The organism is Mesorhizobium sp. BHbdii (genome assembly GCF_053848045.1).
The window spans coordinates 2,153,280-2,177,209 of sequence record NZ_JBSPKX010000001.1 but is presented as its reverse complement, the minus strand read 5'-3'; the positions used below and the strand labels follow the sequence as shown (position 1 = coordinate 2,177,209).

At 59.9% G+C, this 23,930-nt stretch carries 21 protein-coding genes and 1 pseudogene; 8 read left to right on the top strand and 14 right to left on the bottom strand.

From position 1 onward, the window contains the following. Positions 1 to 15: 15 nt before the first annotated feature. The 4 genes from prfB (at position 16) to ACWTU8_RS10575 (ending at position 3,369) form a co-directional block, all read left to right on the top strand. Positions 16 to 1,147 (top strand): peptide chain release factor 2 gene (gene prfB, locus ACWTU8_RS10590; RefSeq protein ID WP_127211857.1). Its coding sequence is split into 2 segments (ribosomal slippage): positions 16 to 81 and positions 83 to 1,147, totalling 1,131 coding nucleotides; the frame shifts between segments, so codons are not numbered across the junction. A gap of 445 nt (positions 1,148 to 1,592) precedes the next feature. Further along, entirely contained in the window at positions 1,593 to 1,979 is a 387-nt protein-coding gene (locus ACWTU8_RS10585; RefSeq protein WP_455848035.1) for a hypothetical protein, read from the top strand. 192 nt (positions 1,980 to 2,171) lie between these two features. Continuing rightward, on the top strand, positions 2,172 to 2,540 hold the full coding sequence (locus ACWTU8_RS10580; protein WP_455848034.1) for a GFA family protein: 369 nt from the start codon (positions 2,172 to 2,174) through the stop codon (positions 2,538 to 2,540). Between the two features lie 178 nt (positions 2,541 to 2,718). Then, positions 2,719 to 3,369 (top strand): OmpA family protein, encoded by a 651-nt coding sequence (locus ACWTU8_RS10575; protein WP_065008303.1) that lies wholly within the window; start codon positions 2,719 to 2,721, stop codon positions 3,367 to 3,369. Positions 3,370 to 3,499: 130 nt separating this feature from the next. Here ACWTU8_RS10575 and ACWTU8_RS10570 read toward each other — a convergent pair whose 3' ends face one another. The 7 genes from ACWTU8_RS10570 to ACWTU8_RS10540 form a co-directional block, all read right to left on the bottom strand. Beyond that, complete coding sequence (locus ACWTU8_RS10570; protein ID WP_455848033.1) at positions 3,500 to 5,110, bottom strand: DEAD/DEAH box helicase; 1,611 nt, start codon at positions 5,108 to 5,110, stop codon at positions 3,500 to 3,502. A 191-nt stretch (positions 5,111 to 5,301) separates the two neighbouring features. Then, a complete protein-coding gene (locus ACWTU8_RS10565) occupies positions 5,302 to 6,075 on the bottom strand; it encodes an NAD kinase (protein WP_065008218.1) in 774 nt (257 codons plus the stop codon). 484 nt (positions 6,076 to 6,559) lie between these two features. Continuing rightward, complete coding sequence (locus tag ACWTU8_RS10560) at positions 6,560 to 7,321, bottom strand: MBL fold metallo-hydrolase (RefSeq protein WP_455848032.1); 762 nt, start codon at positions 7,319 to 7,321, stop codon at positions 6,560 to 6,562. A gap of 3 nt (positions 7,322 to 7,324) precedes the next feature. Next, on the bottom strand, positions 7,325 to 8,389 hold the full coding sequence (locus ACWTU8_RS10555; protein ID WP_455848031.1) for an ABC transporter ATP-binding protein: 1,065 nt from the start codon (positions 8,387 to 8,389) through the stop codon (positions 7,325 to 7,327). Further along, entirely contained in the window at positions 8,386 to 9,183 is a 798-nt protein-coding gene (locus ACWTU8_RS10550; protein ID WP_065008221.1) for an ABC transporter permease, read from the bottom strand. Before ACWTU8_RS10550 ends, ACWTU8_RS10555 begins: the two co-directional genes overlap by 4 nt. A 2-nt stretch (positions 9,184 to 9,185) precedes the next feature. Next, complete coding sequence (locus tag ACWTU8_RS10545; RefSeq protein ID WP_455848030.1) at positions 9,186 to 10,031, bottom strand: ABC transporter permease; 846 nt, start codon at positions 10,029 to 10,031, stop codon at positions 9,186 to 9,188. Positions 10,032 to 10,044: 13 nt separating this feature from the next. Further along, the gene (locus ACWTU8_RS10540; protein WP_455848029.1) at positions 10,045 to 11,151 is read right to left on the bottom strand and encodes a polyamine ABC transporter substrate-binding protein; all 1,107 of its coding nucleotides are present in this window, start codon (positions 11,149 to 11,151) and stop codon (positions 10,045 to 10,047) included. Between the two features lie 91 nt (positions 11,152 to 11,242). Here ACWTU8_RS10540 and ACWTU8_RS10535 point away from each other — a divergent pair, with 91 nt between their 5' ends. Next, complete coding sequence (locus ACWTU8_RS10535; protein ID WP_095521567.1) at positions 11,243 to 11,857, top strand: TetR/AcrR family transcriptional regulator; 615 nt, start codon at positions 11,243 to 11,245, stop codon at positions 11,855 to 11,857. 253 nt (positions 11,858 to 12,110) lie between these two features. Next, on the top strand, positions 12,111 to 12,530 hold the full coding sequence (locus ACWTU8_RS10530) for a DUF2569 family protein (protein ID WP_455848028.1): 420 nt from the start codon (positions 12,111 to 12,113) through the stop codon (positions 12,528 to 12,530). Between the two features lie 63 nt (positions 12,531 to 12,593). Here the strand turns inward: ACWTU8_RS10530 and ACWTU8_RS10525 are convergent, their stop codons facing one another. From ACWTU8_RS10525 to ACWTU8_RS10515, 3 genes are all read right to left on the bottom strand, one after another. Continuing rightward, a complete protein-coding gene (locus ACWTU8_RS10525) occupies positions 12,594 to 12,728 on the bottom strand; it encodes a hypothetical protein (protein ID WP_455848027.1) in 135 nt (44 codons plus the stop codon). 295 nt (positions 12,729 to 13,023) lie between these two features. Continuing rightward, a complete protein-coding gene (locus ACWTU8_RS10520; RefSeq protein WP_455848026.1) occupies positions 13,024 to 13,269 on the bottom strand; it encodes a hypothetical protein in 246 nt (81 codons plus the stop codon). 1,797 nt (positions 13,270 to 15,066) lie between these two features. Next, positions 15,067 to 16,680, bottom strand: a complete 1,614-nt coding sequence (locus ACWTU8_RS10515; RefSeq protein WP_455848025.1) for a family 16 glycosylhydrolase — start codon at positions 16,678 to 16,680, stop codon at positions 15,067 to 15,069. A gap of 1,631 nt (positions 16,681 to 18,311) precedes the next feature. Here ACWTU8_RS10515 and ACWTU8_RS10510 point away from each other — a divergent pair. Then, complete coding sequence (locus ACWTU8_RS10510) at positions 18,312 to 19,031, top strand: class I SAM-dependent methyltransferase (protein ID WP_455841595.1); 720 nt, start codon at positions 18,312 to 18,314, stop codon at positions 19,029 to 19,031. 109 nt (positions 19,032 to 19,140) lie between these two features. Next, positions 19,141 to 20,089 (top strand): annotated as a pseudogene (locus ACWTU8_RS10505) (DDE-type integrase/transposase/recombinase). Between the two features lie 92 nt (positions 20,090 to 20,181). Here the strand turns inward: ACWTU8_RS10505 and ACWTU8_RS10500 are convergent. From ACWTU8_RS10500 to ACWTU8_RS10485, 4 genes are read right to left on the bottom strand one after another with little or no spacing between them, the layout of a single operon-like run. Next, entirely contained in the window at positions 20,182 to 21,234 is a 1,053-nt protein-coding gene (locus tag ACWTU8_RS10500; RefSeq protein ID WP_095521564.1) for a UDP-glucuronic acid decarboxylase family protein, read from the bottom strand. Between the two features lie 58 nt (positions 21,235 to 21,292). Then, positions 21,293 to 22,252, bottom strand: coding sequence for a glycosyltransferase family 2 protein (locus ACWTU8_RS10495; RefSeq protein ID WP_455848024.1), 960 nt, complete (start codon positions 22,250 to 22,252; stop codon positions 21,293 to 21,295). Next, complete coding sequence (locus tag ACWTU8_RS10490) at positions 22,249 to 22,407, bottom strand: hypothetical protein (protein ID WP_164759731.1); 159 nt, start codon at positions 22,405 to 22,407, stop codon at positions 22,249 to 22,251. The genes ACWTU8_RS10495 and ACWTU8_RS10490 overlap by 4 nt, the downstream gene beginning before the upstream one ends. Continuing rightward, positions 22,404 to 23,696 (bottom strand): glycoside hydrolase 5 family protein, encoded by a 1,293-nt coding sequence (locus ACWTU8_RS10485; RefSeq protein ID WP_455848023.1) that lies wholly within the window; start codon positions 23,694 to 23,696, stop codon positions 22,404 to 22,406. The genes ACWTU8_RS10490 and ACWTU8_RS10485 overlap by 4 nt, the downstream gene beginning before the upstream one ends. Between the last annotated feature and the right edge of the window lie 234 nt (positions 23,697 to 23,930).

The window sequence follows — 23,930 nt, the reverse complement described above, 5'->3', positions numbered from 1 at the left end:
ACAGAACGACCAGCCATGCGCTCGGAAACGCAGAACATTGTCGACGAAATCAGGCAGGCGATAACCCTGCTGAGGAGGCATCTTTGACTGGGATCAAGCCTTAAAGCGGCTTGAATACCTGAATGTGCGTGCCGAGGATTCCAGCCTCTGGAACGAACCGCTGGAGGCGCAGAAGCTGATGCGTGAGCGCCAGGGCCTCGAGGAAGGCATCGCCGCGGTCAAAGGCCTCACCCAGGCGCTGGAGGACAATATCGGCCTGATCGAGCTTGGAGAGGAAGAGGGCGACGAGAGCGTCGTCGCCGAGGCGGAAGCGGCGATCCGCTCGATGCGCGGCGAAGCAAAGGCCCGCCAGATCGAGACGCTGCTTTCGGGCGAGGCGGATGCCAACGACAGTTATCTCGAAGTCCATGCCGGCGCCGGAGGCACCGAAAGCCAGGACTGGGCCTCGATGCTTCTGCGCATGTACACGCGTTGGGCCGAGCGGCGGCGCTTCAAGGTCGAGGTGCTCGAAGTGCATGACGGCGAAGAGGCCGGCATCAAGTCCGCCACACTGCTGATCAAGGGCCACAATGCCTATGGTTGGCTGAAGACGGAATCCGGCGTTCACCGTCTCGTGCGTATTTCGCCCTACGACAGCAATGCGCGCCGCCACACGTCCTTTGCCAGCGTTTGGGTCTATCCCGTGATCGACGATACGATCGAGATCGACGTTTCCGAATCGGATGTCCGCATCGACACCTATCGTTCGTCCGGATCGGGCGGTCAGCACGTCAACACCACCGATTCGGCGGTTCGCATCACCCATCTCGCCACCGGCATCGCGGTCGCCTGCCAGGCCGAACGCTCCCAGCACAAGAACAAGGCGAAGGCCTGGGAGATGCTGCGCTCGCGGCTCTACGAGGAAGAGCTGAAGAAGCGCGAGGCGGTGGCGAACGCCACCGAAGCGTCGAAGAGCGATATCGGCTGGGGCCACCAGATCCGCTCCTACGTTCTGCAGCCCTATCAGCTGGTGAAGGATCTGCGCACTGGCGTCGAGAGCACAAGCCCGTCGAGCGTGCTGGACGGCGACCTCGACGATTTCATGGAGGCCTCGCTGTCGCAGCGCATCGAGGGCGGCGCCGGCGAAGTGGTGGCCGATATCGACTGAAGCTCCTAACCGCCGAAGCAGCAGGAACATCACGCTAGAGTAACAGGCTCTCATTCTAATTGAGCGGTCGCTTTACGGCTTTGTTTTTTCATCGAATTTTGCACAACGAGTTCTTCCTTCGGGCTAGATGTTGCAGGCCTGCCGGCGCCTAGCCCGGAACCACTGCGAGCTGAATCTCGTTATCTGCGATCCCATCTGCCGGGGTTGATGAAGTCACTGTCGTCAACCCCGGCAGGCTGGTTCCGGCTGCAGATGTCGGCGCTCGGTTTGCACAGCAATTTCTTGCGCCAACAAAGGAATCGGCCCAGCATCCGAAGGCTGGGGGAAAAAAGCATTTATGGCCGGACGCGGCGTATCTGCGACCTGACGATCCGGCCACTGGGAAGACACGTTCTGGGAACGGGCAAGCGAAAAGCTTGATAACTCGTTGATAGGAATTGCGCCCATGCCTGCTCTCAAGACCCGATCGGCCTCAGCCGTCCAGACGGCGCGCCGCGTCCTGAATTCAATGATTGCGGTGGTGGCTCAGACGGCCGCCATCATTGCATTTGCAGCACCGGCTTTGGCGCACGACGCCACGCCGACTGCAGCGAGGCCGCAAGGCTGGAGTTACCCTTTCTCCTGTTGTTCTGGTTACGATTGCCGCGCGGTCTCGCAGACGTCGATCAGCGAACGTCCGGAGGGCTATGTCATCAAGGGGACAGGTGAGGTCGTGGCCTACAGCGATGCGCGGATCAAGAATTCGCCCGATGGCGAATATCACTGGTGCTCGGTCGCCGGCGCCAACGACGGAAAGACCATCTGCCTGTTCGTGCCACCGTCTTCGTTTTAATGCTTGTCGCCCAAAAGCTTGCCCAAGGGCCTGACCCGGGATGCGCAGCGGTTTTGGGATAACGACAGGCATCAAAAAGATTGAAGCGCGCCACGCGTCCGACGCAGGCACCTGCTGACAGGCAGTTGTCGGGAACGTCTCTCTATGTTTGTCTTGCCGTGCGGGCGGCAGGCAATCGTGAGGGAGGCGTTCATGACCATAAAGGCAAGCTGCCACTGCAGGGCGACGACGTTCGAAGTTTCGGAAGCGCCGCAAACCGTAACGCAATGCACCTGCTCCTTCTGCTCGAAACGCGGCTCGTTGTGGGCCCATTACACGCCGTGGCAATTCAAGCTCACCAGCTCGCTCAAGAATGTGTCTTTCTACCAATGGGGCTCGAAAACGGTAAAACACGGTTTCTGCGCCACCTGCGGCTGCGGCACCTTCACCGAAACGCCGGACTGGTCGACCGGCAAGCCGGATTTCGACAACCCGAAGATCAGCGTGAACTCGCGTCTGTTCGACGATTTCGACCTCGGCCAGGTCGAGGTCGTTGTCATCGACGGCAAAAATCTCTGGTAACCGATAATCTCTGGTAGCCGATCAAAATCGCGCAATATTGCGGCCGTGGAATTCACCCGGGAAAAGCCATAGGCAGCCGCTTTTCCCGTTCCGCTTTTCGCCGCATTTCATGTTACAACGACCCCGGAAGGGCTGATATGGCGCGCCGTCGGCGCGACGCTTGGAGAGGGACTACCCGATGAAAAAGACTGTGCTCGTCGCCGTGGCGACGGCTGTGCTCGTGAGTGCCTGCACCACAACCGATCCGTACACCGGAGAGCAGAAAGTTTCCAACACTGCGGCCGGCGCCGGTATCGGCGCGCTGGCTGGTGCGGGGCTCGGCCTGCTTGCCGGCGGCAACGATCGCCGTAATGCGCTGATCGGCGCTGGCGTCGGCGCGCTCGCCGGCGGCGCCATCGGCGCCACGATGGACCAGAACGAGGCCGAACTGCGCCGGCAGCTTCAGGGCTCCGGCGTCAGCGTCACCCGCACCGGCGACCAGATCATCCTCAACATGCCGTCCGACATCACCTTCAACGTCGACCAGGACGCGGTGAAGCCCGGCTTCTATCAAGTGCTGAATTCGGTCGCACTTGTGCTGAACAAGTTCCGGCAGACCACCGTCGACGTGTTCGGCCACACCGACTCGACCGGTGGCGACGAACACAATTTCGACCTGTCGCAGCGCCGCGCGCTGGCCGTTGCCAACTATCTGTCCGGGCAGGGCGTCGATTCCCGCCGCTTCGCCGTCACCGGCTTCGGCAAGACGCGTCCGATCGCTTCCAATGCGACGGCCGCCGGCCGTGCTCAGAACCGCCGCGTCGAAATCCAGCTTTCACCGCTCACCTGAGCTGGACCATGATCCCGGACCTTCGGGTTCGAAAAGATCATGTTCAGATACGAACCCGAACATGAAGACGGCCCCGCAAGGGGCCGTTTCCGTTTAGGTATTCTGGATTTAAAGGCGAACTGGTATTTGATCAGACCTTGGCGACGATGCGCATGAAGGCGGGCATGTCGTCGCCGAATCCGACGGTCGCGTCATTGTCTTCCTGGCGATGGCGGGCAGGGCGATTGCCGTCGCGCTGCGGCCTGGTGTCGCCACGTTCCGGCGCACGCTGTTCGTTGCGATTGCGATCGGGCGAAGCCTTACGTTCGGGCGAAGCTTGGCGCTCGCTATTTTCCGAGCGGATCGCTTCCTTGCGCGCGCGTCGCTCACCGGCATCGGCGACCGCGGTCTCGGCCGCCACTGGCTGTTCCTCGCGCGCCACAGCCGGTGCTGCAGCTTCGCTTTGCTTGGCGTGGCGTTCGCGTGGCTTGCGTTCGCCCCTGTCCTTGCGGTCATCGTCCTTGCGGCCGGCGCGGCGCGGGGCGCCGCGGCCACGGCGGGGAGCATCGTCCTCTCCACCCTCGCTGGCGACGACCGTCGAGAGATCGCCGTCATGCCACTCGATCTTGTTGCCGATCAGCCGTTCGATCGCGTCGATGTATTTGGTGTCGGACTTGGTGGCGATGGTGAAGGATTTGCCCGAGCGTCCGGCGCGGCCGGTGCGGCCGATGCGGTGGACATAGTCCTCGGCATGGATCGGCACGTCGTAATTGAAGACGTGGCTGACATCGGGGATGTCGAGGCCGCGCGCCGCAACGTCCGACGCAACGAGGTAGCGCAGTTTGCCGTCACGGAAATTGGCCAGCATCTGCATGCGCGCGCGCTGGTCCATGTCGCCATGCAGCGCGCCGGCGTCGAAATCATATTTCAGCAGCGAGCGGAAAAGCTCCGAGACCTCGATCTTGCGGTTGCAGAAGATGATGGCGTTCTTCAGCTCCGCATCCTCGGCCCTTATCAGATTGCGCAGCGTCTCGCGCTTGTCCCAGGGTTTCGAGCCGGATTTCACCAGCCGCTGGATGATGTTTGTGGCGGCGGACGCGGCTTTCGAAACCTCGACGCGCACTGGCGCGTGCAGGAATTTCTCGGTGAGCTTGGTGATCTCAGGCGGCATCGTCGCCGAGAAGAACAGCGTCTGCCTCGTGAACGGGATCATCTCGCAGATGCGCTCGATGTCGGGAATGAAGCCCATATCGAGCATGCGATCGGCCTCATCGATGACGAGGATCTCGACGCCGTTGAGCAGAAGCTTTCCGCGCTCGCGGTGGTCGAGCAGGCGGCCGGGCGTCGCGATCAGCACGTCGGCGCCGCGCTCCAGTTTCTTGTCCTGCTCGTCGAACGACACGCCGCCGATCAGCAGCGCGATGTTGAGCTTGTGGTTCTTGCCGTATCTGATGAAATTCTCTTCGACCTGCGCGGCAAGCTCGCGCGTCGGCTCGAGGATCAGCGTGCGCGGCATGCGGGCGCGGGCCCGGCCCTTTTCAAGCCGGGTCAGCATCGGCAGCACGAACGAGGCCGTCTTGCCGGTGCCGGTCTGGGCGATGCCCAAAATATCCTTGCCGAGCAACGCGTGCGGTATGGCGCCGGCCTGGATCGGCGTCGGTTCGGTGTAACCGGCATCGGTGACTGCGGAAAGGACCTTCGGCGACAGGCCGAGGTCTGTGAAGGTCAACGCTTCTTGAGCGATCTGGGCGTCTGAGGACAAGTTTGGCTGTCTTTGGCTGGTTCGGGGGCGCAACATAAGCAGTCGCGGCAAGCGCCGCGCGCCTGCAAGATTGGTATTGCAGGTAGGCGCAAGCCCACGATTTGTCAACAGAAACGGGCGGGGAATGGTGGGATTGTGAAGTCGTAACCTTAATCGCGATGCTTAATCGAGCTGCCCGTCGCTGTACCGGCTCAGTAACGGAACTGTTCGGCAAGAATACGCTCGTTCCACGAGTGGCTCGGATCGAACAGCAGCGTCGCCGTCACCGTTGGCGATTCTCGCACCGTCACCGAGGTTACGGCCTTCACTTCGGTGTGGTCGGCGGCGGCGTTCACCGGCCGCTTTTCCGCCTCCAGAATGTCGAAACGAACCGTCGCCTTGTTGGAAAGCAGCGCGCCGCGCCAGCGGCGCGGGCGAAACGGACTGACCGGGGTCAGCGCCAGCAGCGGCGCGTCGAGCGGCAGGATCGGCCCGTGCGCGGACAGATTGTAGGCGGTCGAGCCGGCCGGCGTCGCGATCATCACGCCATCGCAGTTCAATTCCTCGAGCCGCACTTGCCCGTCGACTGTGATCCGGATCTTGGCCGTCTGGTAGGACTGGCGCCACAGCGCAACCTCATTGATCGCCAGCGCTGAAATCGTTTCGCCCTCTGCCGTCACTGCCTGCATCTCCAGCGGACGGATCGTTTCGGCAACGGCCGCCGCGATGCGCCCCGTCAAACCGCTGGCGCGATACTCGTTCATCAGGAAGCCAATGGTGCCACGGTTCATGCCGTAGACTTTTTTTCCCGTGCTCATCGTGTCGCGCAAGGTCTGCAACAGGAATCCGTCGCCGCCGAGGGCGACGACGATCTCTGCATCCTCGATGGACGTCTGGCCATAGCGCTCCGAAAGGCTCTCCAGCGCCGCCTTGGCGTCGGCGGTGTCGGACGAGACGAAGGCGAAACGGCTGGCGGCTTTGCTCATGGCTCCCCATTGGCGATGTGGATGGCGACCGGTTGGTGGCGACCGGTTGCTTGGGCCGCGCCAGCGCCGGGTTAGCATGGGACGGCAAATCTGCAAAGGGAGGCATGGGCTGCCCTAGACACAGCGCCGGGAAGAGCGCTGGTCAGGCGCTCGCGCATCGTATCGGGTGACAAGCGAATGTGATGGTTAAGACGGGGATTAAACTCTCGTAAAGCCGGACAGATCATGTTAGCCGGCAGTGGATGGGCGGCGTGGGGGCCAGCCAGTCGGACCGATCTATTGCCGGTAACACGCCTGATTATCATCGTCCTGATGCTGGGAAGTTTTGCTCTTGCCTTTGCCCAACTGGTGCGCCAGTCGGAAGAGACGAGTTTGAGACCCCAACCCACGGCTTCACGCTGCGGCGATGCCGCCGGCACGCCGTGTCCGCAAAGGGCGTTGTGAACTTCGCCCAAGCACTTCTCGCGATGCGATACACCGGTGCTTATCGCGCCTGCAGCAGATGACAGCCGGCCTGCCGCTTTTGTGCGAGATACTCGTCGATAAGCTGGTGGTAGCGTACCTTGCCGAAGCTCGGGAAGTGACCGCCATGCACGACCGCGACATCGAGCTCGCGTATCCGTAGCAGCGTTTCGACAAAGTCGTCGACGGCGGAATGATAGACATCGTCGATCAGCGGGCCGTCATAGACGATGTCGCCGGAAAGCAGGATGCCGGTCTTCCTCTCGTAGAGCGCAATGCCGCCGGGCGAATGACCCGGGGTGTGGATTACCTCGAAGGCACGGTCGCCGAGATCGACGACATCGCCTTGCCCGAGCAAGCGATCGGCCGGCGCCGGCAGGATCCGGTAGCGCGCCCCGTCCCAGCCTAGCGGCATTCCATCGAACATTGCGTCGGTAGCGTAGCGGTCGGCAACCGTCCATTCATTGCGCGGATCGGCGAGGATTTCTGCCTCGGCCTGATGCACGCAGCGGTCCGGAAATTCGTGATGGCAGCCGATATGGTCGAAATGCGTGTGGCTGGCAACGCAAATGATCCTTCGCTCCGTCACCAGCGGCACGTGGCGCCGCAGGCTGAAATGGCCGAGGCCGGTGTCGAACAGAAGATCGCGGTCGCGACCGCGTACATGCCAGATGTTGCAGCGGAAGAACGGCTTGATCCACGGCTCGTGGATCACCGTCACGCCATCGCCCATGCGGATGGTTTCATACCAATTCGGAGCGTCGATGACCGAAAGCGCGCCCATGGCTCAACTCGCCAGAAGGATGATGTCGCCAGCGTCGCACGAAACGGCAACGATGTCGCCTGGCTGGACGGCCGCAGCGGCGGCAACCTTGGCGATGAAGTGCAGCGCCGGGTCCTGCGCAGAAACGGCGAGCACGCGCTTGAAGCTGCCTTGAAACACAACGTCGCTCACCTTGGCCGTGCCGAGCCCAACAGCGCCGTCGGCCGCGCCGAGAACAAGGTGTTCCGGACGGACGGCGAGGGCGACAGTCGTCCCGGCCGGCAATGCGCCGGTCAGCGAAAGCGGTCCGACCTGCGTAGCGACAGTGATTGTTCCGTCCTTAGCCGCCGTCACCGCTCCGGATATCAGCGTGCTTTCGCCCATGAAGGTCGCGGAAAAGCGCGTCGCCGGCCGCGCATAGACGCGCTCTGGCGGCCCTTCGTCCTCGATGCGCCCATCATTCATCACCACGCAATGGTCGGCCAGTGCCATTGCCTCTTCCTGGTCGTGGGTGACATGGATGAAGGCGGTGCCGACCCGCTTCTGGATCGCTTTTAGCTCGTCCTGCATCTGCCGGCGCAATTTGAGGTCGAGCGCGCCGAGCGGCTCATCGAGCAGCAGCACGGCCGGCTCGACCACCAGGGCGCGGGCCAATGCGACTCGCTGCCGCTGGCCGCCGGAAAGCTGGTGCGGCTTCTTGTCGAAAGCGGTGGCCAGCCCGACCAGCGCCAGTGCCTCGCGCGCCCGCGAGTTCCGCGTCGCGGCATCGATGCCTTGCATGCGCAGGCCGAAGCCGACATTGCCGCCGACGCTCATATGCGGAAACAGCGCATAGTCCTGGAACACCGTGGTCGTCGGGCGTTTGGCAGGTGGCACGGCGGTGCAGTCCTCGCCGCGAATCAGCACTTTGCCTTCGCTCGGCGTGACGAAGCCGCCGAGAATGGACAGCAGCGTCGTCTTGCCCGAGCCCGACGGCCCGAGCAGGATCGTGTAGCTGCCCGGCTCGATTTGCAGCGACACGTTCTTCAGCACCGTCTGCTGACCGAAGCGATGCGAGACAGAGCATATATCGACCAGCGGCGCGGTCATGCCGGCTTTCTCCGCAACAGCATCAGTTCGAACATTACCACCAGCACGATGGAGACGGCGAAGACCAGCGAGCCGACGGCGTTGGTCTTGGGATTGAGGCCTGAGCGCAGCAGGTTCCAGATCTCGACCGGCAGCGTCGTGTCGAAACGCGTCAGCAGGAAGGAAATCACGAATTCGTCCCAGGAGAAGGTCATCGACAGGAAGAAACCGGCGAAGATCGCCGGCGCCATCACCGGCACTGTGATCAGCAGCAGCACCTTCCACTCGGGCGCGCCGAGGTCGCGCGCGGCGCGCTCGATGTTGATCTGGTGGTCGCCCATCTGGCTGTAGATGATGGCAAAGCACAGCGGCAGGTTGATCACGACATGGCCGGTGCCGGCGGCAAGCAGCGATTTTGGCACGCCGGCCCAGTTGAACAGCACCAGCAGTCCCATGCCGATGATGAGATAGCTCACCGTCAGCGGCAGCGTGATCAGCCCGCGCAGCAGGCCTGAGCCGGGCAGGACGAAGCGTGCAAAACCCCAGGCGGAGAGGAAACCCAGCGTGACGGCGACAGCTGAGGAGATGGCTGCGACTAGAAGCGAATTGACCAGCGCCGAAGTCAGCCGGGTGTCGGCGAGCACGGCGTCGTACCAGCGCAGCGACGGCCCGGTGAAGGGCGGGATCGGAAACGACGTCGCCTGCAGCGAAAACAGCACCAGCACGACCACCGGCAGGAAAATGAAGCCATAGATGGCTATGGCGTAGAGGCCGGACAGGATGCGAATGGCTTTGGCCACAGTGGATGAGCGCATGGTCAGGCCCGCTCGATCTTCAGCCAGCGGGCGCAGGCGAGATAGGCAATGGTAACCACGGCCATCAGAATGATCGACAGCGCCGAGGCGAGCGGAAAGTCGCCGCGCCGGCCGATCTGCATCATCACCAGCTGCGGCATCAAAAGTTCGTTGTTGCCGCCGAGGATCTGCGGTGTGATGTAGTCGCCGATGCACAGCACGAAGGTGAGAAAAGCGCCGACCATGATGCCGGGCAACGTCAGCGGCAGGACCACATGCAGGAACGTGCGCACCGGCCCGGCGCCGAGATCGGCGGCAGCTTTGCGGTAGCTGGGACTGAGCTGCTTCAGATTGGCGAAGATCGTCAGCGTCAAAAGCATGACGAAGAAATGGACGAAGCCGATGATCGTGGCCAGCCGTGTGTTGGCCAGTTGCACCGGTTCCGCAAACAGGCCTGAGCCGGTCAGCGCACCGTTGATCACGCCGTTCTGCGCCAGCACCAGCAGCCAGGAGTAGGAGCGCACGACATAGGAGGTCCAGAACGGCAGCACCGCCAACATCAGCGCCAGCCGCTGCCAGCGCTCCGGCACCTGTTCGGCCAGGATCCAGGCGAAGGGGTAGGCGAGCAGCACCGAGATCAGGGTGACGATGGCGGTGACCTGCAGCGAGTTCACCATCGCCTGCCAATAGGCCGAATTGTTGAAGAACTGGCTGTAGTTTGACAGGGTGAAGCCGCCGCCATCATGCGCCGTCAGGCTGGAAAGCGCCATGGCCAGGAAAGGCAGCACGAAGAACAGCAGCGTCCAGGCGAGCGCCGGCGTGACCAGCGCCCAGGGCAGGGCACGTCCACTGTTCGTGGCAGAGTTCATGACCGGCGACCGGTCATTGCGCCTGCAGCATTTCGGTCCAGACGTCCTGCATCTTCTTGTCGAGATCGGCATTCGGCGCCGGATATGGCTGGGCGCGGGCCAGGAAATCCGGCTGCTCGTCGAAGCGCAGGATCTTCTTCTGCTCATCGGTCAGAGCCGCCTTGGTATTCGCCGGCATGCCCCAATAGCAGGCCGAGGTGGAGAGCCGCGCCTGGCCTTCAGGGCTCATGATGTACTGGATGAATTTCAGCGCCATATCCTTGTTTTTGGAATCCTTGAACATCGCCAGCGACTGCGACCACAGCACAGCACCTTCTTTCGGGATTGAGAAATCGAGGGCAGGGTTCTCCTTGGCCAGCCCGGCCGTCACCCATTCGCCGCCGCCGACCAGAATGTCGACCTCGCCGGTTGCCAGCGCGGTCTGGCTGGCAGTCACCTCGCCGACCAGCTTGGCGTTGGCCTTCATCTTCAGCAACTCTTCCTTGATGGCGGGAAGGTCGGCTTCGGTCAGCTCGGCGGTCTTCTTGCCGATTGCCAGTGCGGCCATGCCAATGACCGGCAGATAGTAGTCGTAGATGGCGATCTTGCCCTTGTACTTATCGCTGGTCAGCGCAGCCATCAACTGCATGTCGGCCGGATCGACCTTGGTCTTGTTATAGCCGATCGTGTTGTAGCCGAATTTTTCGGTGATGGCGTAGCGCTTGCCGTCTACCACGGTGGAGCTGTCCATCTTCACCTGGGGAAAGAGGTCGGCCAGCGGCAGTTTGTCTTCCGGCAACGGCTCGAACAGGCTTTTTTCGACGCCGCGCGGTACGTCGATGCTGTCGATCACCATCACATCCCAGTCGCCCGGCTGCGACTGTTCGACGATGGCCATGCCGGCGCCGGTGCCTTCGAACTCCTTGACATTGACCTTGACACCGTTGGCCTCCTCGAAGGGCTGCAGAAGCGCCGGATCAGCGTGATCGCACCAGATCAGGGCGTTGAGATCCGCAGCCTGAGCGAAGCTGCCCATCACCAGCAGCAGTGCTGTCGCGGCACACGCGGCGTGAAAACGGCTCTTCAGGACGGAAAGCGGGTTCTTGGTAGTTGGATTCGTAGCCTTCAGATTGATGGACATCGAGTGTTCTCCCTTGCCTTTTTGGCTTCTGGCAAAAAATTGAACCAATTCTAAAATTGAGTCAATTCTGTTTTTATGGCAAATAGCCGATATGAGCGGATTGCGGGCAAGGCAAAAGGCGGATCGGCACCGCCGCATCATCGAGGCGGCCGCGGAGCTTTTCCGCGATGCCGGCTACGAAGGCGCCAAGATCGAGACCATCGCCGCGCAGGCCGAGGTCTCGGTCGGCACGATCTACAATTACTACCAGAACAAGGGCGACATTCTTGGCGCCATCGTCTCGATGGAGGTCAACGAGGTGCTCAATGCCGGGCAGGGCGTCGTCGCCAATCCGCCGGCCAATGTCGGCGATGCGCTCGATACGCTGCTCGGCATCTATATCGAGCATTCGCTGCATTATCTCAGCAAGGAGATGTGGCGGCAGGCGATGGCGATCTCGACGCAACTGCCCGACAGCCCGTTCGGCCAGGCTTATACCGCGCTTGACCGGGCACTGACCGAGCAGATCCGCGCGCTGATCGCGAGGTTACAGGCGCTCGGCCTGGTGCGCCGCGATATCGACGGGCAGGCCTTGGGCGAGCTGGTGTTTAACAACATGAACATGATGTTCATTGAGTTCGTGAAGCGTGATGAGGCGAGGATCGCCGAATTGCGCGCGGCAATACGAAGGCAGAACCGGATATTGGTGGCGGCGATTGCGGTTTGAAGCGGGTAACCGTCTCAGGACCGGTCAGGAAGAACGGATTTCTGGCCAAAGGCACCGGTTCATTAGACTCTTGAGTTGTTCAAAAAAGACGATACAGCCTAAGAGTGTGAAAAGAGGGAGGGGTAAATGGGTGTTTCGATCTGCCACTGGGCAATACTGTTTCTGCTGATTGGCGTGCCTGTCTTTGTCGCTGTTCTGTCTGCGACCAAACCCTCACAGAATCCAGCGGGCCTTGGGGTTTGGAGGCTGGCTAATGCTGCTTGCGATCCTTCAGGCACTCGTCGCATTGGGTTCGTCGAGTGACGGCTACCAACAACTCATGGCGCTGCCAAATGGCAGCCTGGCGGTCTACGGCGAGGTTGCCCTCTTGCTGGCGTTTCTAGTGCTCCAGGTGGTTGTGTTCGTTGCAATGCTGTGGCGGAGATACCGCTTCAAGCAGCTATTCCTATACCAGTGGTTTGCAATACCAATCGTGTTTGTTCTGGATACGGTGTGGATTTCGGCGGTTCTTGGCGTCCCGATGAGCCAAATGCTCGCGGGCGGTGCACTAGCAGCGCCCATAGCCTCTTTTGTACTGACCGGGATTTGGGTCGCCTACGTCTACAAGTCAGTCAGGGTGAGGAACACGTTCACCAAGACGGTCGCATCTGGTCAAGTCGCGAGTGTGTCATAGAGGCGATAAGGCGCCTGCCACTCAGGCGCTGACTTCCCATCAACATTTAGCACGATCGCAATTCTACCGGGCATGCTTGGGTGGTCGCGCACGGGGAAACGGCACGACGGTCAATGGCGCCTTGCGGAATTCCGCGATGGCTATTTCCTCGATCAGGGAATCCAGCGCCTCGCTGACGCGCTGGCTCGTTTCGTCCATGCCGCAGAGCCGGTTTTGGGCACACTCCAAGAGCTCGCGCGCAGCGGCGAAGTCGCTTCGCATGACATCACCCATTTGGTTTTAACCCGCCGCCCTGACATTGTCGACGCGCCAAATTGAGCGATTGCTAATATACACAGGGGCATTTTAATCGAATGGCATTAGAATGGCCGGCGAGCAGGAGATGCCGGCCGGCCAGCATCGCCCTGTTGCATCAGGTTGGTTCGACTGAATTTTTCAGATGCCCCGGACGCTATCTGGAGAGGTTTGGGCTTTGCGTTGCAGAACGCAAAGATTAGTCCTGATACGATCTTGGCCCGCTTAGAAATTCTCTCGCGGCGGCGATTTGGCGTCGATGCTCGCGCAGGAAGGTCAGGCTGAAACAGATCGAGAAGGCCAGTCCTGAAAGGACTATAGTTGCTTGCGAGGTCGGATCGGGATCGGGAATCATCAGGAAGCGGAAACCGAACGCCAACGCGAGGGCAACAAGGCTGCCATACATGCCACCAATAAAGGGGGCGATCGTGCGTTTCTGCTCCAACAGAGACTCCTATGGTTTCCACTAGGGAATATAAGCGTTGGAACTGATATGCTACGGTCCCAACCTGTGGAAATCGGGGATGAGCAGATATCGACCGCCTGAAGCAACGCGCGCCCGCCGATGCCGTTGTGCCGTCGCGCAATGCCGTGCAGCGCCCTTATGGACACGGGTTGGGTTGTACGCACCTTCCAACGGCGGGGAAAGGGCAAAGGCGCCAGCCGCTATGTTCCCGTCATCAATGTCCTGGAATTGGCAACCCAAGGCAAATTTCCGCACCGGCCCACGATACCGGGCCAGCTGATGAGCAGGATGAACCGGCCCACGCCAATGGGCCATCAGCGGCCCACGACGCCAGAGAGGGCGAGAAAAGAGACATACGGGCACAGGATGGCGAGGGACAAGTTTGCCGAGATGCTTCGCCAACTCGGCGTGAACGATGAGGGTGAAATCGAATTTCGCCGTGTTCTAGTCGATTTCTGGACTGGCAAAGATGAGGAGGAATCGAGAGGTGGTGCCGATACCCCGACGAGTTGAACGACAATCTCCCTCGCGAAAATGATGACAACAACGCCATTCGCTCTCTGCATTGGAAGGAAGCAGCATGAAGGCCAGACATAGCGACAGAAGGGAGCATCAATGGCAGCAACCATACCCAGCGACAGCGACCGACCATTCCGCGGTAAGCGCCTATCGTGGCGCGAATTCTACACCCTGCGGCCAGACCTCGAGCCGGTGAATGACAATGCCGATCAAGACTCTCTGCGCCGCCTCGGTGCGCCGGGCACGTCGTCTGATGTCTCCTCGAGTATCTCGCGCCCGTAGCGGTAAACGAGATAGCCGATTAGCCTAACAGCAGCAACCTGAACATCGATCGGTCTCCTTCTCTGGAGACAATCAACGCGGTCAGTCAATGACGGTTCCGCCATGACGCGGGGGCCGGGTCACATCTCTAGCGCAACGCCTTTTTTAAAAACCGCTCCGGGCCCATCGCGCACATTTTTCCAATTGAAAATATGGGGGTCACACAACGGCCAGACCGCGCGTACCTTTAGAAAAAGCCAACATGACGGGCTATTCGCTTAAGCATCCTGAGTGTTCCCGGACGGGCAGCAATCAACCACCAGAATATGCCGACCCGATTGGGGATCCGCTCTATTTGGTTAGATCCAGAGCAAGAGGCCTGGTGGGAGTTTGCGGATTCCTTGCCATGGTTGAACCGATCGCACAGGGGCATTCTCTCGATTGCCTCCCTTCTGGCCGGGCGATTTGACGGGCGGCGATCTCGGGACCAGTCGCATGAAATTGTTACGGCTTTGCCTCGGCTCAGTGGGTGCCACGCCCGCCGATTTTTGCAAACTGGAGTGGTCACCGCCGCTCGAGGACGATGATGATGACGAGGCGGCGGCGTTCTTCAGGTAGGGGCTATCCATATGCCGCTGCCCGACCACAGGAGCGGTTCCGCAAGTCAGCGCTAACGATCGGCAAGATGCTGGCCATGGGTCATCAGGCGACCATTCTTTGCGTGACAACAGGTTGCCATCATCAGAGCCGGCCTACTCTGGTGGCGCTTGGCCACCGCATTGGACAACCTACAGACAGCTCACAAATAGAGCCTGTTCCATCCCGATGGCATCGGGATGGAACTCCATCGCTTTTGTTTGACCCTCCGAAAACCGGGCTCTCGCCTTTTGCTACGCTGACCTTCGGTTCGGGAACATGGCTTTGAGGTGCTGTTTATCCAGTCCTTGTTTGGCCACGACAGCCCCTCGCGGGATGTTATTTCCCCGCGTAGGTCCTTCAGGTCACATAGAATGAGGCTGCGGTCAGCGAGAGATGTGGGGAAAGCGTGGCGAACTGTGTTTGAGATGCGCCGCCGGCCCCGTCGCTGTCGAAGGAGAGCGCTCCAGTCGAACTGTTGTAGATGATGTGGTCGGAACTGTCATGCGCGGCTGTACCAGCAAAGAAAGCCGCGGATGGAAGCCCTCCCAAATGAAGCCCGGCAAAAATGGCGTCGTCGAGGTGGATCTTGTCCTGGTTGAAGTCGGTTATCCTGTCGACATTGCCGTTACCAAGGGCGCTATTGAAGACGAAAGTGTCGTTGCCGCCAAAGCCGCTCAGCTTATCGGCACCGCCGCGGCCGTTGATGACGTTGGCGCCGGCATTGCCCTGGATGGTTTGGGCCAACCCGTTGCCGGTCAGGTTGATTGCCGTGGTGCCGGCGTCCTTTGTGGTGCCAAGGACTTCAATCGACAAGCCGGCCGAGAGAGCATAGCTCACGGAAGCCCACACCCTGTCTTGACCTTGGCCAGAAGACTCGACCACCTTGTCGCCAGCATTATCGACGTAGTAGTCATCGTTGCCGCCATAGCCGATCATCGTGTGGGCGCCGGTTTCCCGAAGTACATCGGCGCCGCTGGTGCCGTACAAAGTGCCATCGTTGGTGCCGCCGGGAGGAAGGACAGTCCCGGTCCCAGACCCAGTCTCGGTCCCGATCGCGCCAGTGGTTGGGGGAGTGACGTTGGCACCTGTAACGGTGTCGCCGCTGCCTGCCTTCTGATACAGCTGGATCTCATCGACTTGCATCTGCATCGACGAGGGAGTCGAACTATTGAGAGCCGTGTGCCATCCGGCCGCGTTCGAATTCGCGACCTGATTGCTCATGATCAGCTCCATCGGTTGATTGGGAATCTGCGCCTGTGCGCTGGTCACTTGCGCCATCTGCTTCCCGTCGAGATACCAGGTGATCGACTTACCAGGATCCCAGTTGATGCCGTATGTGTGGAAGCCGGCCGTGAGGTCGACGCCGCTGTCGACGACGCCACCGGCTAGCCCTGACGGCCCGTGGAGGTGGTAGGAGAGCGCTTGGTTTGCCGGTCCCGAACCGGTGAATCCACCCTCCTGTATATCGATCTCAAAATTGTCGCCGCTGCTGGCGCCTTTGCCGGGCATCAGCCAGAGGGCTGGCCAAGCGCCGTCGCCGCTCGGCGCCTTCATGCTGATCTGAAGGTAGCCGCCATTGAATTCGAAGTTGCCATAGCTGCTGACGACGCCGGACGTGACAGGGAATGTATATGCCGACCCCTGAGCCACGCCGTTGACGGGCTGTTTAATTGCCGTGAGATTCAACAGCCCGTTGCCCACCTTATCTTGGCTCGGCATATTGTATTCGGCATTAAACCGGTTGCCCATCCCACTTCCGCCCGATCCATTGCTGTCCCACGGCCAGCCGTTGGCGGCATTGCTGGTGATGTAGGTATGCCAATCGCTGTCGAGTGCCGTACCGGAGAAGTTATCCTCGAAGACGAGGTCGCTAGAGGCAAAGCCTGTGGGTGCGGAAAGAGCCATTCCGTGATCCTTCTTTGGCGTTGAAAACAGGAATCCCACGCCGCGCATCGCCAAGGCGCGCGACATATCGCATGCCCGCTATTGGGCACCGCGAACGGATTTCAAAGTAGCGGAGATTTGGAAGTCCTCGCCCCGACATTATTGTCGAGCGAGCTTAACGCTGAACTCGCCATCGAAGGTGAGTTGTCGACGGGAATGCCCATCAGGCCCTCCCTTGAATCGGTGGGCGCGCGCGCAAGGTGTTCAACGGTTCGAGCCGCAGCCGAATTGAAGTCGAGCGCAGCTCTTTGGCGGAGACACCGCCAAGCTTGCCGTTCAGTAAAAGCACCGTAAATCCTTAGTTTGATGCGTTTTTCTTGTTTTCATTCCACCCGCGCCCTAAGTAAAACGCAGGCATTTCCGCTCTATGATTTATACACACATCGTCTTGTACCACGTGAATGGATCATTCGTGGACGATGTACGCAAGCCAAGCGACCATTTGCGGCGAGAATGAGGCTAGGCGAAAACTTATTAACAGCTTCTAATATATCCGGTGCGTCGAACAACCACACCGAAACAGCCTTCCGGACGTCCTTCGAAAACCGTGTCCGTCGGTTAAAATGTCGCTGTTTTGGGGGCCTGTGGTTCGAGCGGGTCGTTCGCATAGAGGTCGTCGAAAAGCACGGACGGGCTGCGTGGCGGATGGGCCGTCGGGCCTGGGCCGGAGCTGCCGGCCCGGATGTTCGACCGGCCATTTGCGCGGCCGATGCGCCGGCCCAGGTCCGCTGTTGCGGTTCGACTAAGCTCCAGTCTCTACACGTGTTGCTGAGCGACGTCGCCGGCGGCACGGCGGCGATGTCCGCATCATCCGTTTTCAATGATCGAAGGTGGAAGGCTGGCACCGTTATCGAGCGTACCCTACAGCACCGGACAGGCTGTTCAATCGCAACGCATCGAACAGCGCCAAAACCTGCAACCGCATCCAAGGGAAGTACGATCGCTTACGCGGCTTGTTGAAATGGCTGATACATGGCCCTAGGCGCGAGGGAGCTTTCTCGCCGCAGGACGGCCCCGAATTTGAACCGCGCAACCAGTCGCCAAGGCTCCACCTCGTGGCCAAGTGCCAACCGGTTAGCGTGCTCTTTCGCTGCATCGTCATATATGCAGGCTAGGTTGCGCACCCATGAATTGGCCGTGTTCCTTCAGAATGCAGAGCCGATAATGCGGCATCGCTTGTCCCTGATCGGCGACAACATTCTACCAGCAAGCGTCGCTGTGGAACGCGAAGAGTTTGGTTCTTTCTTATGAGCTACCTCAGATGGGCCGGGTGCTTTAAGGTGCCCCCCGGAAGCTTCGCAGCCGGCGGCTTGACGGCATCGAGAGTGTCGTTACATTTGTAATGACTAGGTTTTGTTTTTATCCGGTTGCGCCCACTTTCTGAGGTGCGCGGTTCGCACCCTGCGTGCAGCCCGGGGCAAGGGAGGAACTCTAGAACTCTGGAGCGACCTCAAGGCGGACCGTTGCCGACCTAAGATTCGTTCATTCCCAAAATGTGAAGTTCGATCAACAGCGACGATTTAGGATTCCCGTTCTGGAGCTGGCCTTAGGGCCATGCAGAGAGCTGGTTGTTTTCATTCAAAGTCACAAGCAATTATTAGGTCGAAGCATTCGAAGAGGCAACTTAATCTGGCTCAAGCACACTGAGATGGGCAGAGATGATGTCAAGTAATGACCTCTATACCGGAAAAGATTATGCCGCTGCCAATCCGACCTGGCATGACGAAGACGGCGGTGTCAAGGCCGCCAGCATCGCCAAGATCGTGCGCGCCAACAATATCAGTTGCCAGAAAATCGTCGACACAGGTTGCGGGACGGGAGGCGTTCTGAAAGCCCTCCTTCAGCACGATATCTTCCGTGACTCAACGGCCATCGGCTACGATATCGCTCCCTATGCTATAAATTTGGCCAAACAGCGAGAAAGAAACAACCTAAGCTTTCACTGCAGTGACTTCCTGCAAACCAACGAAAACTACGATCTTCTTTTGTGCATCGATGTTTTCGAGCACGTAGATGACTATATGGGCTTTCTTCGAAGGCTCAGAGGACGTTCGAAATACTATGCATTTCATATTCCTCTCGACATTAGTATCGTCGGCCTTCTGCGCGGTCAGCACCTTAAGCAACGCAAGGAGGTCGGTCACCTGCATTACTTTGATCAGGCAACAGCTCTAGCGACTCTGCGCGACACGGGCTTCAAGATTATTGACGCACAGTACACTAGGACGGCGGAAGATATCCTGCAGATCCATCCCGAATGGCGAACCACGACAGCCATCCTCGGTAACGCCGCGCGGCGCATTGTCCGGACTATTGCCGGAGAGGACCTGTCGGTGCGCTTACTCGGCGGCGCCTCACTGATGGTCCTCACTAGCTGAGGTGGTGTTAGGCGCGCGTCAGAACAACCGACTCCAAGTGGCGGCAAGGGAGATGTTTGATCCCAGGCTTTGATGGGGCATCCTTGTGTTCCGAATCAAAGGATGCGCTATGGGCCAGGTTCTGCATGGGAGCGCCACGACGATAGAGGCGGTCCGTCGAGCGATACAGCATAGTCAAGAGAGCCTGAGGACGCTGGCCTGGCGCTACGGGATCAAACCAAAAGACCGTGACGAAGTGGAAGACGCGGACTTCGGTCGCCGATCTTCCGACTGGTCGAAAGCGCCGCGATCGACGGTGCTCTCGGTCGAGGAGGAGGCCGTCATGGTCGCTTTCAGGCGCTATACGTTGCTACCGCTGGATGATTGCCTCTATGCGCTCCAGCCGACCATCCCCCATTTGACACGATCTTCATTGCACCGCTGTCTGCAGCGCCATGGCATCAGCCGCCCGCCTGCCGGAATGTCGAAGGCGACAAGCCGGCGAAGAAGAAGTTCAAGAGCTACCCGAGCGGTTACTTCCACATCGACATTGCCGAGGTGAGGACCCAACAGGGCAAGCTGGACATGTTCGTCGCCATCGTCCGCACCTCGCAGTTCGCCTTCGTCGAACTGCACGAAAGGCCACCACCGGCATCTCGAGAGACTTCCTGCTGCGGCTGATCGCGGCCGTCCCTTACAAGATCCACACCGTGCTCACCGACAACGGCATTCAGTTCACCACCCCCGGCGCCGGAGGGTCGGCAGTGCCGCTGATCAAGGAGGCGATCGCAAACGCTTCTGGGCCATGCCTTCGAACTGGCCTGCGCCAGGAACGACATCGAGCACCGCACGACCAAGGCCAAGCATCCATGGACCATCAAGGACGCCACCGTCAAACGCTTCTACTACGAGAAACACGACCAACTCCGCCGGCATCTCGCCGACTTCATCGCGGCCTACAACTCGGCCGAAGACTCAAGGCCCTCAAGGGTCTCAAACCCTACGAGTTCATCTGTAAGTCATGGGCCACTCAGCCCGAGCGCTTCACACTCAATCCGCTCCACCAGATGCCGGACTAAACATCTAGGGGCATAGACCGTCGCGACGCAGCTTCGGGGCGCCGGAGATTCGGTCGACAGTCGGAATGCCGAAGCTCACGATGTGCGAGTGGTTATCCAGATGAAAGGAAGTCGCCAGCAATGGAATGGAACCGTTGTTTCCGCTCTTCGAAAGCGATCACTTGTGGCTCCTCCTGCGATCGTGATCGGCGTGCCTGGTCGCTGCGAAAAAATGCAACGGTTGGCTTCAGCCCGCCTTTCAGTGCCATGGTCGGTTGCCAGCCCAATTCGGCTTTGGCGAGGGATATATCGGGTCGGCGTTGTCTTGGATCGTCGCGGGGTAACGGCAAATTGACGAGCTTTGACGACGAGCCGGTTTCAGCGAGCACCAGTTCCGCAAGCTCTCGAATGGTGAATTCCCCATCATTTCCAAAATTGACTGGTCCCGTGAATGAAGCTCGACTGTCCATGAGGCGTACAAGACCATCTATTAGGTCATCAACGTAGCAGAATGAACGAGTCTGGTTGCCGTCACCGTAAAGCGTAATCGGCTCGCCGCTGAGTGCCTGAACAATGAAATTGGAAACAACTCGACCGTCAGCCCGATGCATCCGGGGGCCGTATGTGTTGAAGATGCGCGCAATCTTGATTTCAAGGCCGCACTGTCGGTGATAATCGAAAAATAACGTTTCGGCGCAACGCTTTCCCTCATCATAGCAGGACCGAGGACCAATGGGGTTCACATTGCCCCAATAATCCTCGGTTTGAGGATGAACCGCAGGGTCGCCATAGACCTCACTTGTTGAAGCCTGCAGAATTCGGATTTTGAGCCGCTTGGCGAGGCCCAACATATTGATCGCGCCTTGCACCGACGTTTTTGTGGTCTGCACCGGATCGTGCTGGTATTGGATGGGCGATGCAGGGCAGGCCAAGTTGTAGATTTCGTCGACTTCGACGTATAAGGGAAACGTGATATCGTGGCGCAGAAATTCAAAGCGCGGGTTCGCGTGTAGATGTTCAATATTGTACTTGGTTCCCGTGAAGAGATTGTCGACGCAGAGAATCTCATGACCATCGGAGAGCAGTCGATCTATTAGGTGGGAGCCCAGAAAGCCGGCTCCTCCGGTGACCAAAACGCGTTTGCGACTCTCATAAATCCGTGGCATGTGAATCTCCTTGCGAAATGAATAGGCTGACGCTGCATTGTGCCAGTAGCGGCGAGAGTCACGTCCTGGACGTGACGCCCTTTTGTTCCGTGGCTATCTTTGGACCCTGCGAGATGGCGGCCCGTGCCCGTGCCTGCGTGTAAGCAATTGAAGTAGTCGCCAATCCGACAAAGATGGCGAGCGCCTGACCGATCTTGCCAGTCGCTGCGTATTCGAGGATGGAGCGCCCCAGAGTAAGGACGTAAAGCCGCTCGGAATCCAGCCCGTCCTTAGTCCCCGCTAAGCCTACGAGTGCCGCTTTGGAGGTCCCCTCCATGCGGCACCGATGGAGGAAATACTTCCAGGTCGTGCGTTCCGCTGTAACCACATGGCGAACGCTGGCCTCGGGTTTGTATATCCATACGCCTCCAATTTTTTTTGTGGCGCGGATACAAAACTCGGTGTCGTCGCATGTATTGGCTGAGCCCCTACCGCCGCCGATGCGTCCCATTTGACCGGCAAACCCGCCGCAGCCATGCAGCACTTCGGCGCGCACTGACATGTTCGCGCCTATCACATTACGCACTTCGCCACCATTTCGTACCCGCATTCCGCGATAGGTGCAGCCGATGATCCAGTTGAATTCAGGCGGGAACCACCAGGGCCGAGGTTTGCGCCATAGAGGCTCAATGCGTCCGCCGACGCCAAGCACGCGCGGATCGGCGTAGGGCACCAGCAACTCTTCTAGCCAGCGCTCATCGGCGATCGCATCGTCGTCGAGAAATGCCACGACCGGTGCGGTTGCCAATCCGGCACCCGTGACGCGACCGCCGCACAGTCCACGCACGTTATTGTTAGGTATGACGACGATACCCTCGATCTCGCGCCGGGCTCGCTTCAAGAGAGCCTTATTGTTGTCGACGACGAGAATGATCTCGCGGGCAGGGCTGGTCTGGTTGCGCACCGACGCGATAGCCGCGTTCAAATCGTCCCAGCGATCGAGTGTGTAGGCGCAGATGACAACCGACGCATCGATCATGGCTGCTGGTTCCTTTCGCGGGCCTGTTGAATTGCGGCTGTTACGACGATATCGCGCGGGGCGCGCGTTTGGGTGCTGGCGGACCCGACCGCACGCTTCAACTCGTCCCAGCGGTCGAGCGTGCGCGCGCAGATCACGACGGAGACTTCGGTCATGGGACTTCCCGGATGGTTTCTGAGGCCCGGCGGGTCTCGCGGGTCTGCGCCGCCCGGGCCGTCGCGGCTTTGAGAATGTTCCAAATCGCGCTTCCGTCGTTGCGGATATCGAACTGGTCGTGTTCGTCGACGGGATAACGTCCGCTGTCCTGCCGGGATACCAGCCGCCACACCATCCAGCCGGCGCAGTTGCGATCACGCGTCAGCGTGTCGAGCCACATGGCGTAAGCTGCAGCCACGTTCTGATTGGAGCGGGCATAGCCGAATTCCTCCAGAAGCACCGGCTTCTTGGCGCGGGCGGCCAGCTGGCAGAACTCGGGGATCATCTCGTTGAATTGCTGGACCGTCAGCTTGTTATAGAGCGGGTAGCCGTGCCAGGTCCCGAAATCGAGAGTCGGGATCGTCAAATCGGCTAGCTTCGGGTCGAGAATGTTGGCATGCCCTGAGCTGACAAGGTGATTGGAATCGAGGGACTTGACGTAAGCCGACATTTCGCCAGTCCAGGCCAACCGCAAAGCTTCAGGCTGGGCATTGCCTTCGTTCATCAGCTCCCAGGCCATGATGGTCGGGTCGTCCCGGTAGGCGAGCCCTGTGAGCGGGTTGACACGTTGCACGACGTGGCGGATCCAGGTCCTGTAGTCGCGCTTCGTGCGCGGATCCTGGAAGAAAAACTCCGACTTCTCTTTGCTGAGGTCGGCGTTGTATTGGCTCTGCACGCCTGGGACGTCCCGGCTCCCATACCAGGCCCGCATCTGCTGGGCGCCGCCTGTGAAGGCCCAGAAATCCAGGAGGGCGATGATCAGCCTCAGGCGTCGCTTGCCGGCCTCGGCTATGAGGAAATCAACCTTCTGCATGCCGTTGGCGCCGTCATTGATCGCCATCCTGTTTTGACTCGGATCCCAGTGGAGCAGGTATGTGCCCTTGACCGCGAGATTGCTGGCTTCGCCTTCAAGCCGCCAATCCCAGATGGTGGGCTTGCTTCCGTCGAGCGACCCGATCACCGGCTGGAGGAAGGTGCGGACCACATTCGCGCCCATCGCCACCGCGTCGTCGAGAACGCGGGTGACCTCATCCTGCGACCCGTAGGTCAAATAGTGGTTGTTCACGCCGGTCACGAAGAACGGCCTGCCGTCCAACGTGAAGTGCGTTCCGGAAGTCTCGATGAAGGACGTTGCCGACGCATCGTCCGCGGCGCACGCGACTGCCGGAACGGATACGAACGCGAACACAAGCGCACACAACCACGCCCTGCGCAGTCCGTATTTCGCCCGTTGCCATTCGATAATCATCCCTCCACATGACCCTTGCCGGAGGCATAGCACAAGAACCCCGAAGGATTACCTCCTCTGACCTCGCACTGCCCGGCGTTGTTCGGGCATAGTGGTGCTTGGCCGCTTCCAGCCGCTCGAGTATGGACCGTGCTGTCAGGCATCTCCCAATCAAGTGTTCGGCTCCCCACATGGCGAGTCCCCGAAACCGCAGTAGGTGGAAACCATCCTCGCGTTGCGGCTTTCCATCTGCCG

What these genes read in the sequence shown, in the direction of transcription:
- ACWTU8_RS10575 (WP_065008303.1), top strand. Translation starts at nt 2,719, where the DNA reads ATGAAAAAGACTGTGCTCGTCGCCGTGGCGACGGCTGTGCTCGTGAGT.
- ACWTU8_RS10510 (WP_455841595.1), top strand. Translation starts at nt 18,312, where the DNA reads ATGATGTCAAGTAATGACCTCTATACCGGAAAAGATTATGCCGCTGCC.
- ACWTU8_RS10585 (WP_455848035.1), top strand. Translation starts at nt 1,593, where the DNA reads ATGCCTGCTCTCAAGACCCGATCGGCCTCAGCCGTCCAGACGGCGCGC.
- ACWTU8_RS10495 (WP_455848024.1), bottom strand. Translation starts at nt 22,252, where the DNA reads ATGATCGATGCGTCGGTTGTCATCTGCGCCTACACACTCGATCGCTGG.
- ACWTU8_RS10580 (WP_455848034.1), top strand. Translation starts at nt 2,172, where the DNA reads ATGACCATAAAGGCAAGCTGCCACTGCAGGGCGACGACGTTCGAAGTT.
- ACWTU8_RS10490 (WP_164759731.1), bottom strand. Translation starts at nt 22,407, where the DNA reads ATGACCGAAGTCTCCGTCGTGATCTGCGCGCGCACGCTCGACCGCTGG.
- ACWTU8_RS10525 (WP_455848027.1), bottom strand. Translation starts at nt 12,728, where the DNA reads ATGGACGAAACGAGCCAGCGCGTCAGCGAGGCGCTGGATTCCCTGATC.
- ACWTU8_RS10500 (WP_095521564.1), bottom strand. Translation starts at nt 21,234, where the DNA reads ATGCCACGGATTTATGAGAGTCGCAAACGCGTTTTGGTCACCGGAGGA.
- ACWTU8_RS10485 (WP_455848023.1), bottom strand. Translation starts at nt 23,696, where the DNA reads ATGATTATCGAATGGCAACGGGCGAAATACGGACTGCGCAGGGCGTGG.
- ACWTU8_RS10560 (WP_455848032.1), bottom strand. Translation starts at nt 7,321, where the DNA reads ATGGGCGCGCTTTCGGTCATCGACGCTCCGAATTGGTATGAAACCATC.
- ACWTU8_RS10530 (WP_455848028.1), top strand. Translation starts at nt 12,111, where the DNA reads ATGCTGCTTGCGATCCTTCAGGCACTCGTCGCATTGGGTTCGTCGAGT.
- ACWTU8_RS10535 (WP_095521567.1), top strand. Translation starts at nt 11,243, where the DNA reads ATGAGCGGATTGCGGGCAAGGCAAAAGGCGGATCGGCACCGCCGCATC.
- ACWTU8_RS10550 (WP_065008221.1), bottom strand. Translation starts at nt 9,183, where the DNA reads ATGCGCTCATCCACTGTGGCCAAAGCCATTCGCATCCTGTCCGGCCTC.
- ACWTU8_RS10540 (WP_455848029.1), bottom strand. Translation starts at nt 11,151, where the DNA reads ATGTCCATCAATCTGAAGGCTACGAATCCAACTACCAAGAACCCGCTT.
- ACWTU8_RS10565 (WP_065008218.1), bottom strand. Translation starts at nt 6,075, where the DNA reads ATGAGCAAAGCCGCCAGCCGTTTCGCCTTCGTCTCGTCCGACACCGCC.
- ACWTU8_RS10515 (WP_455848025.1), bottom strand. Translation starts at nt 16,680, where the DNA reads ATGTCGCGCGCCTTGGCGATGCGCGGCGTGGGATTCCTGTTTTCAACG.
- ACWTU8_RS10545 (WP_455848030.1), bottom strand. Translation starts at nt 10,031, where the DNA reads ATGAACTCTGCCACGAACAGTGGACGTGCCCTGCCCTGGGCGCTGGTC.
- ACWTU8_RS10555 (WP_455848031.1), bottom strand. Translation starts at nt 8,389, where the DNA reads ATGACCGCGCCGCTGGTCGATATATGCTCTGTCTCGCATCGCTTCGGT.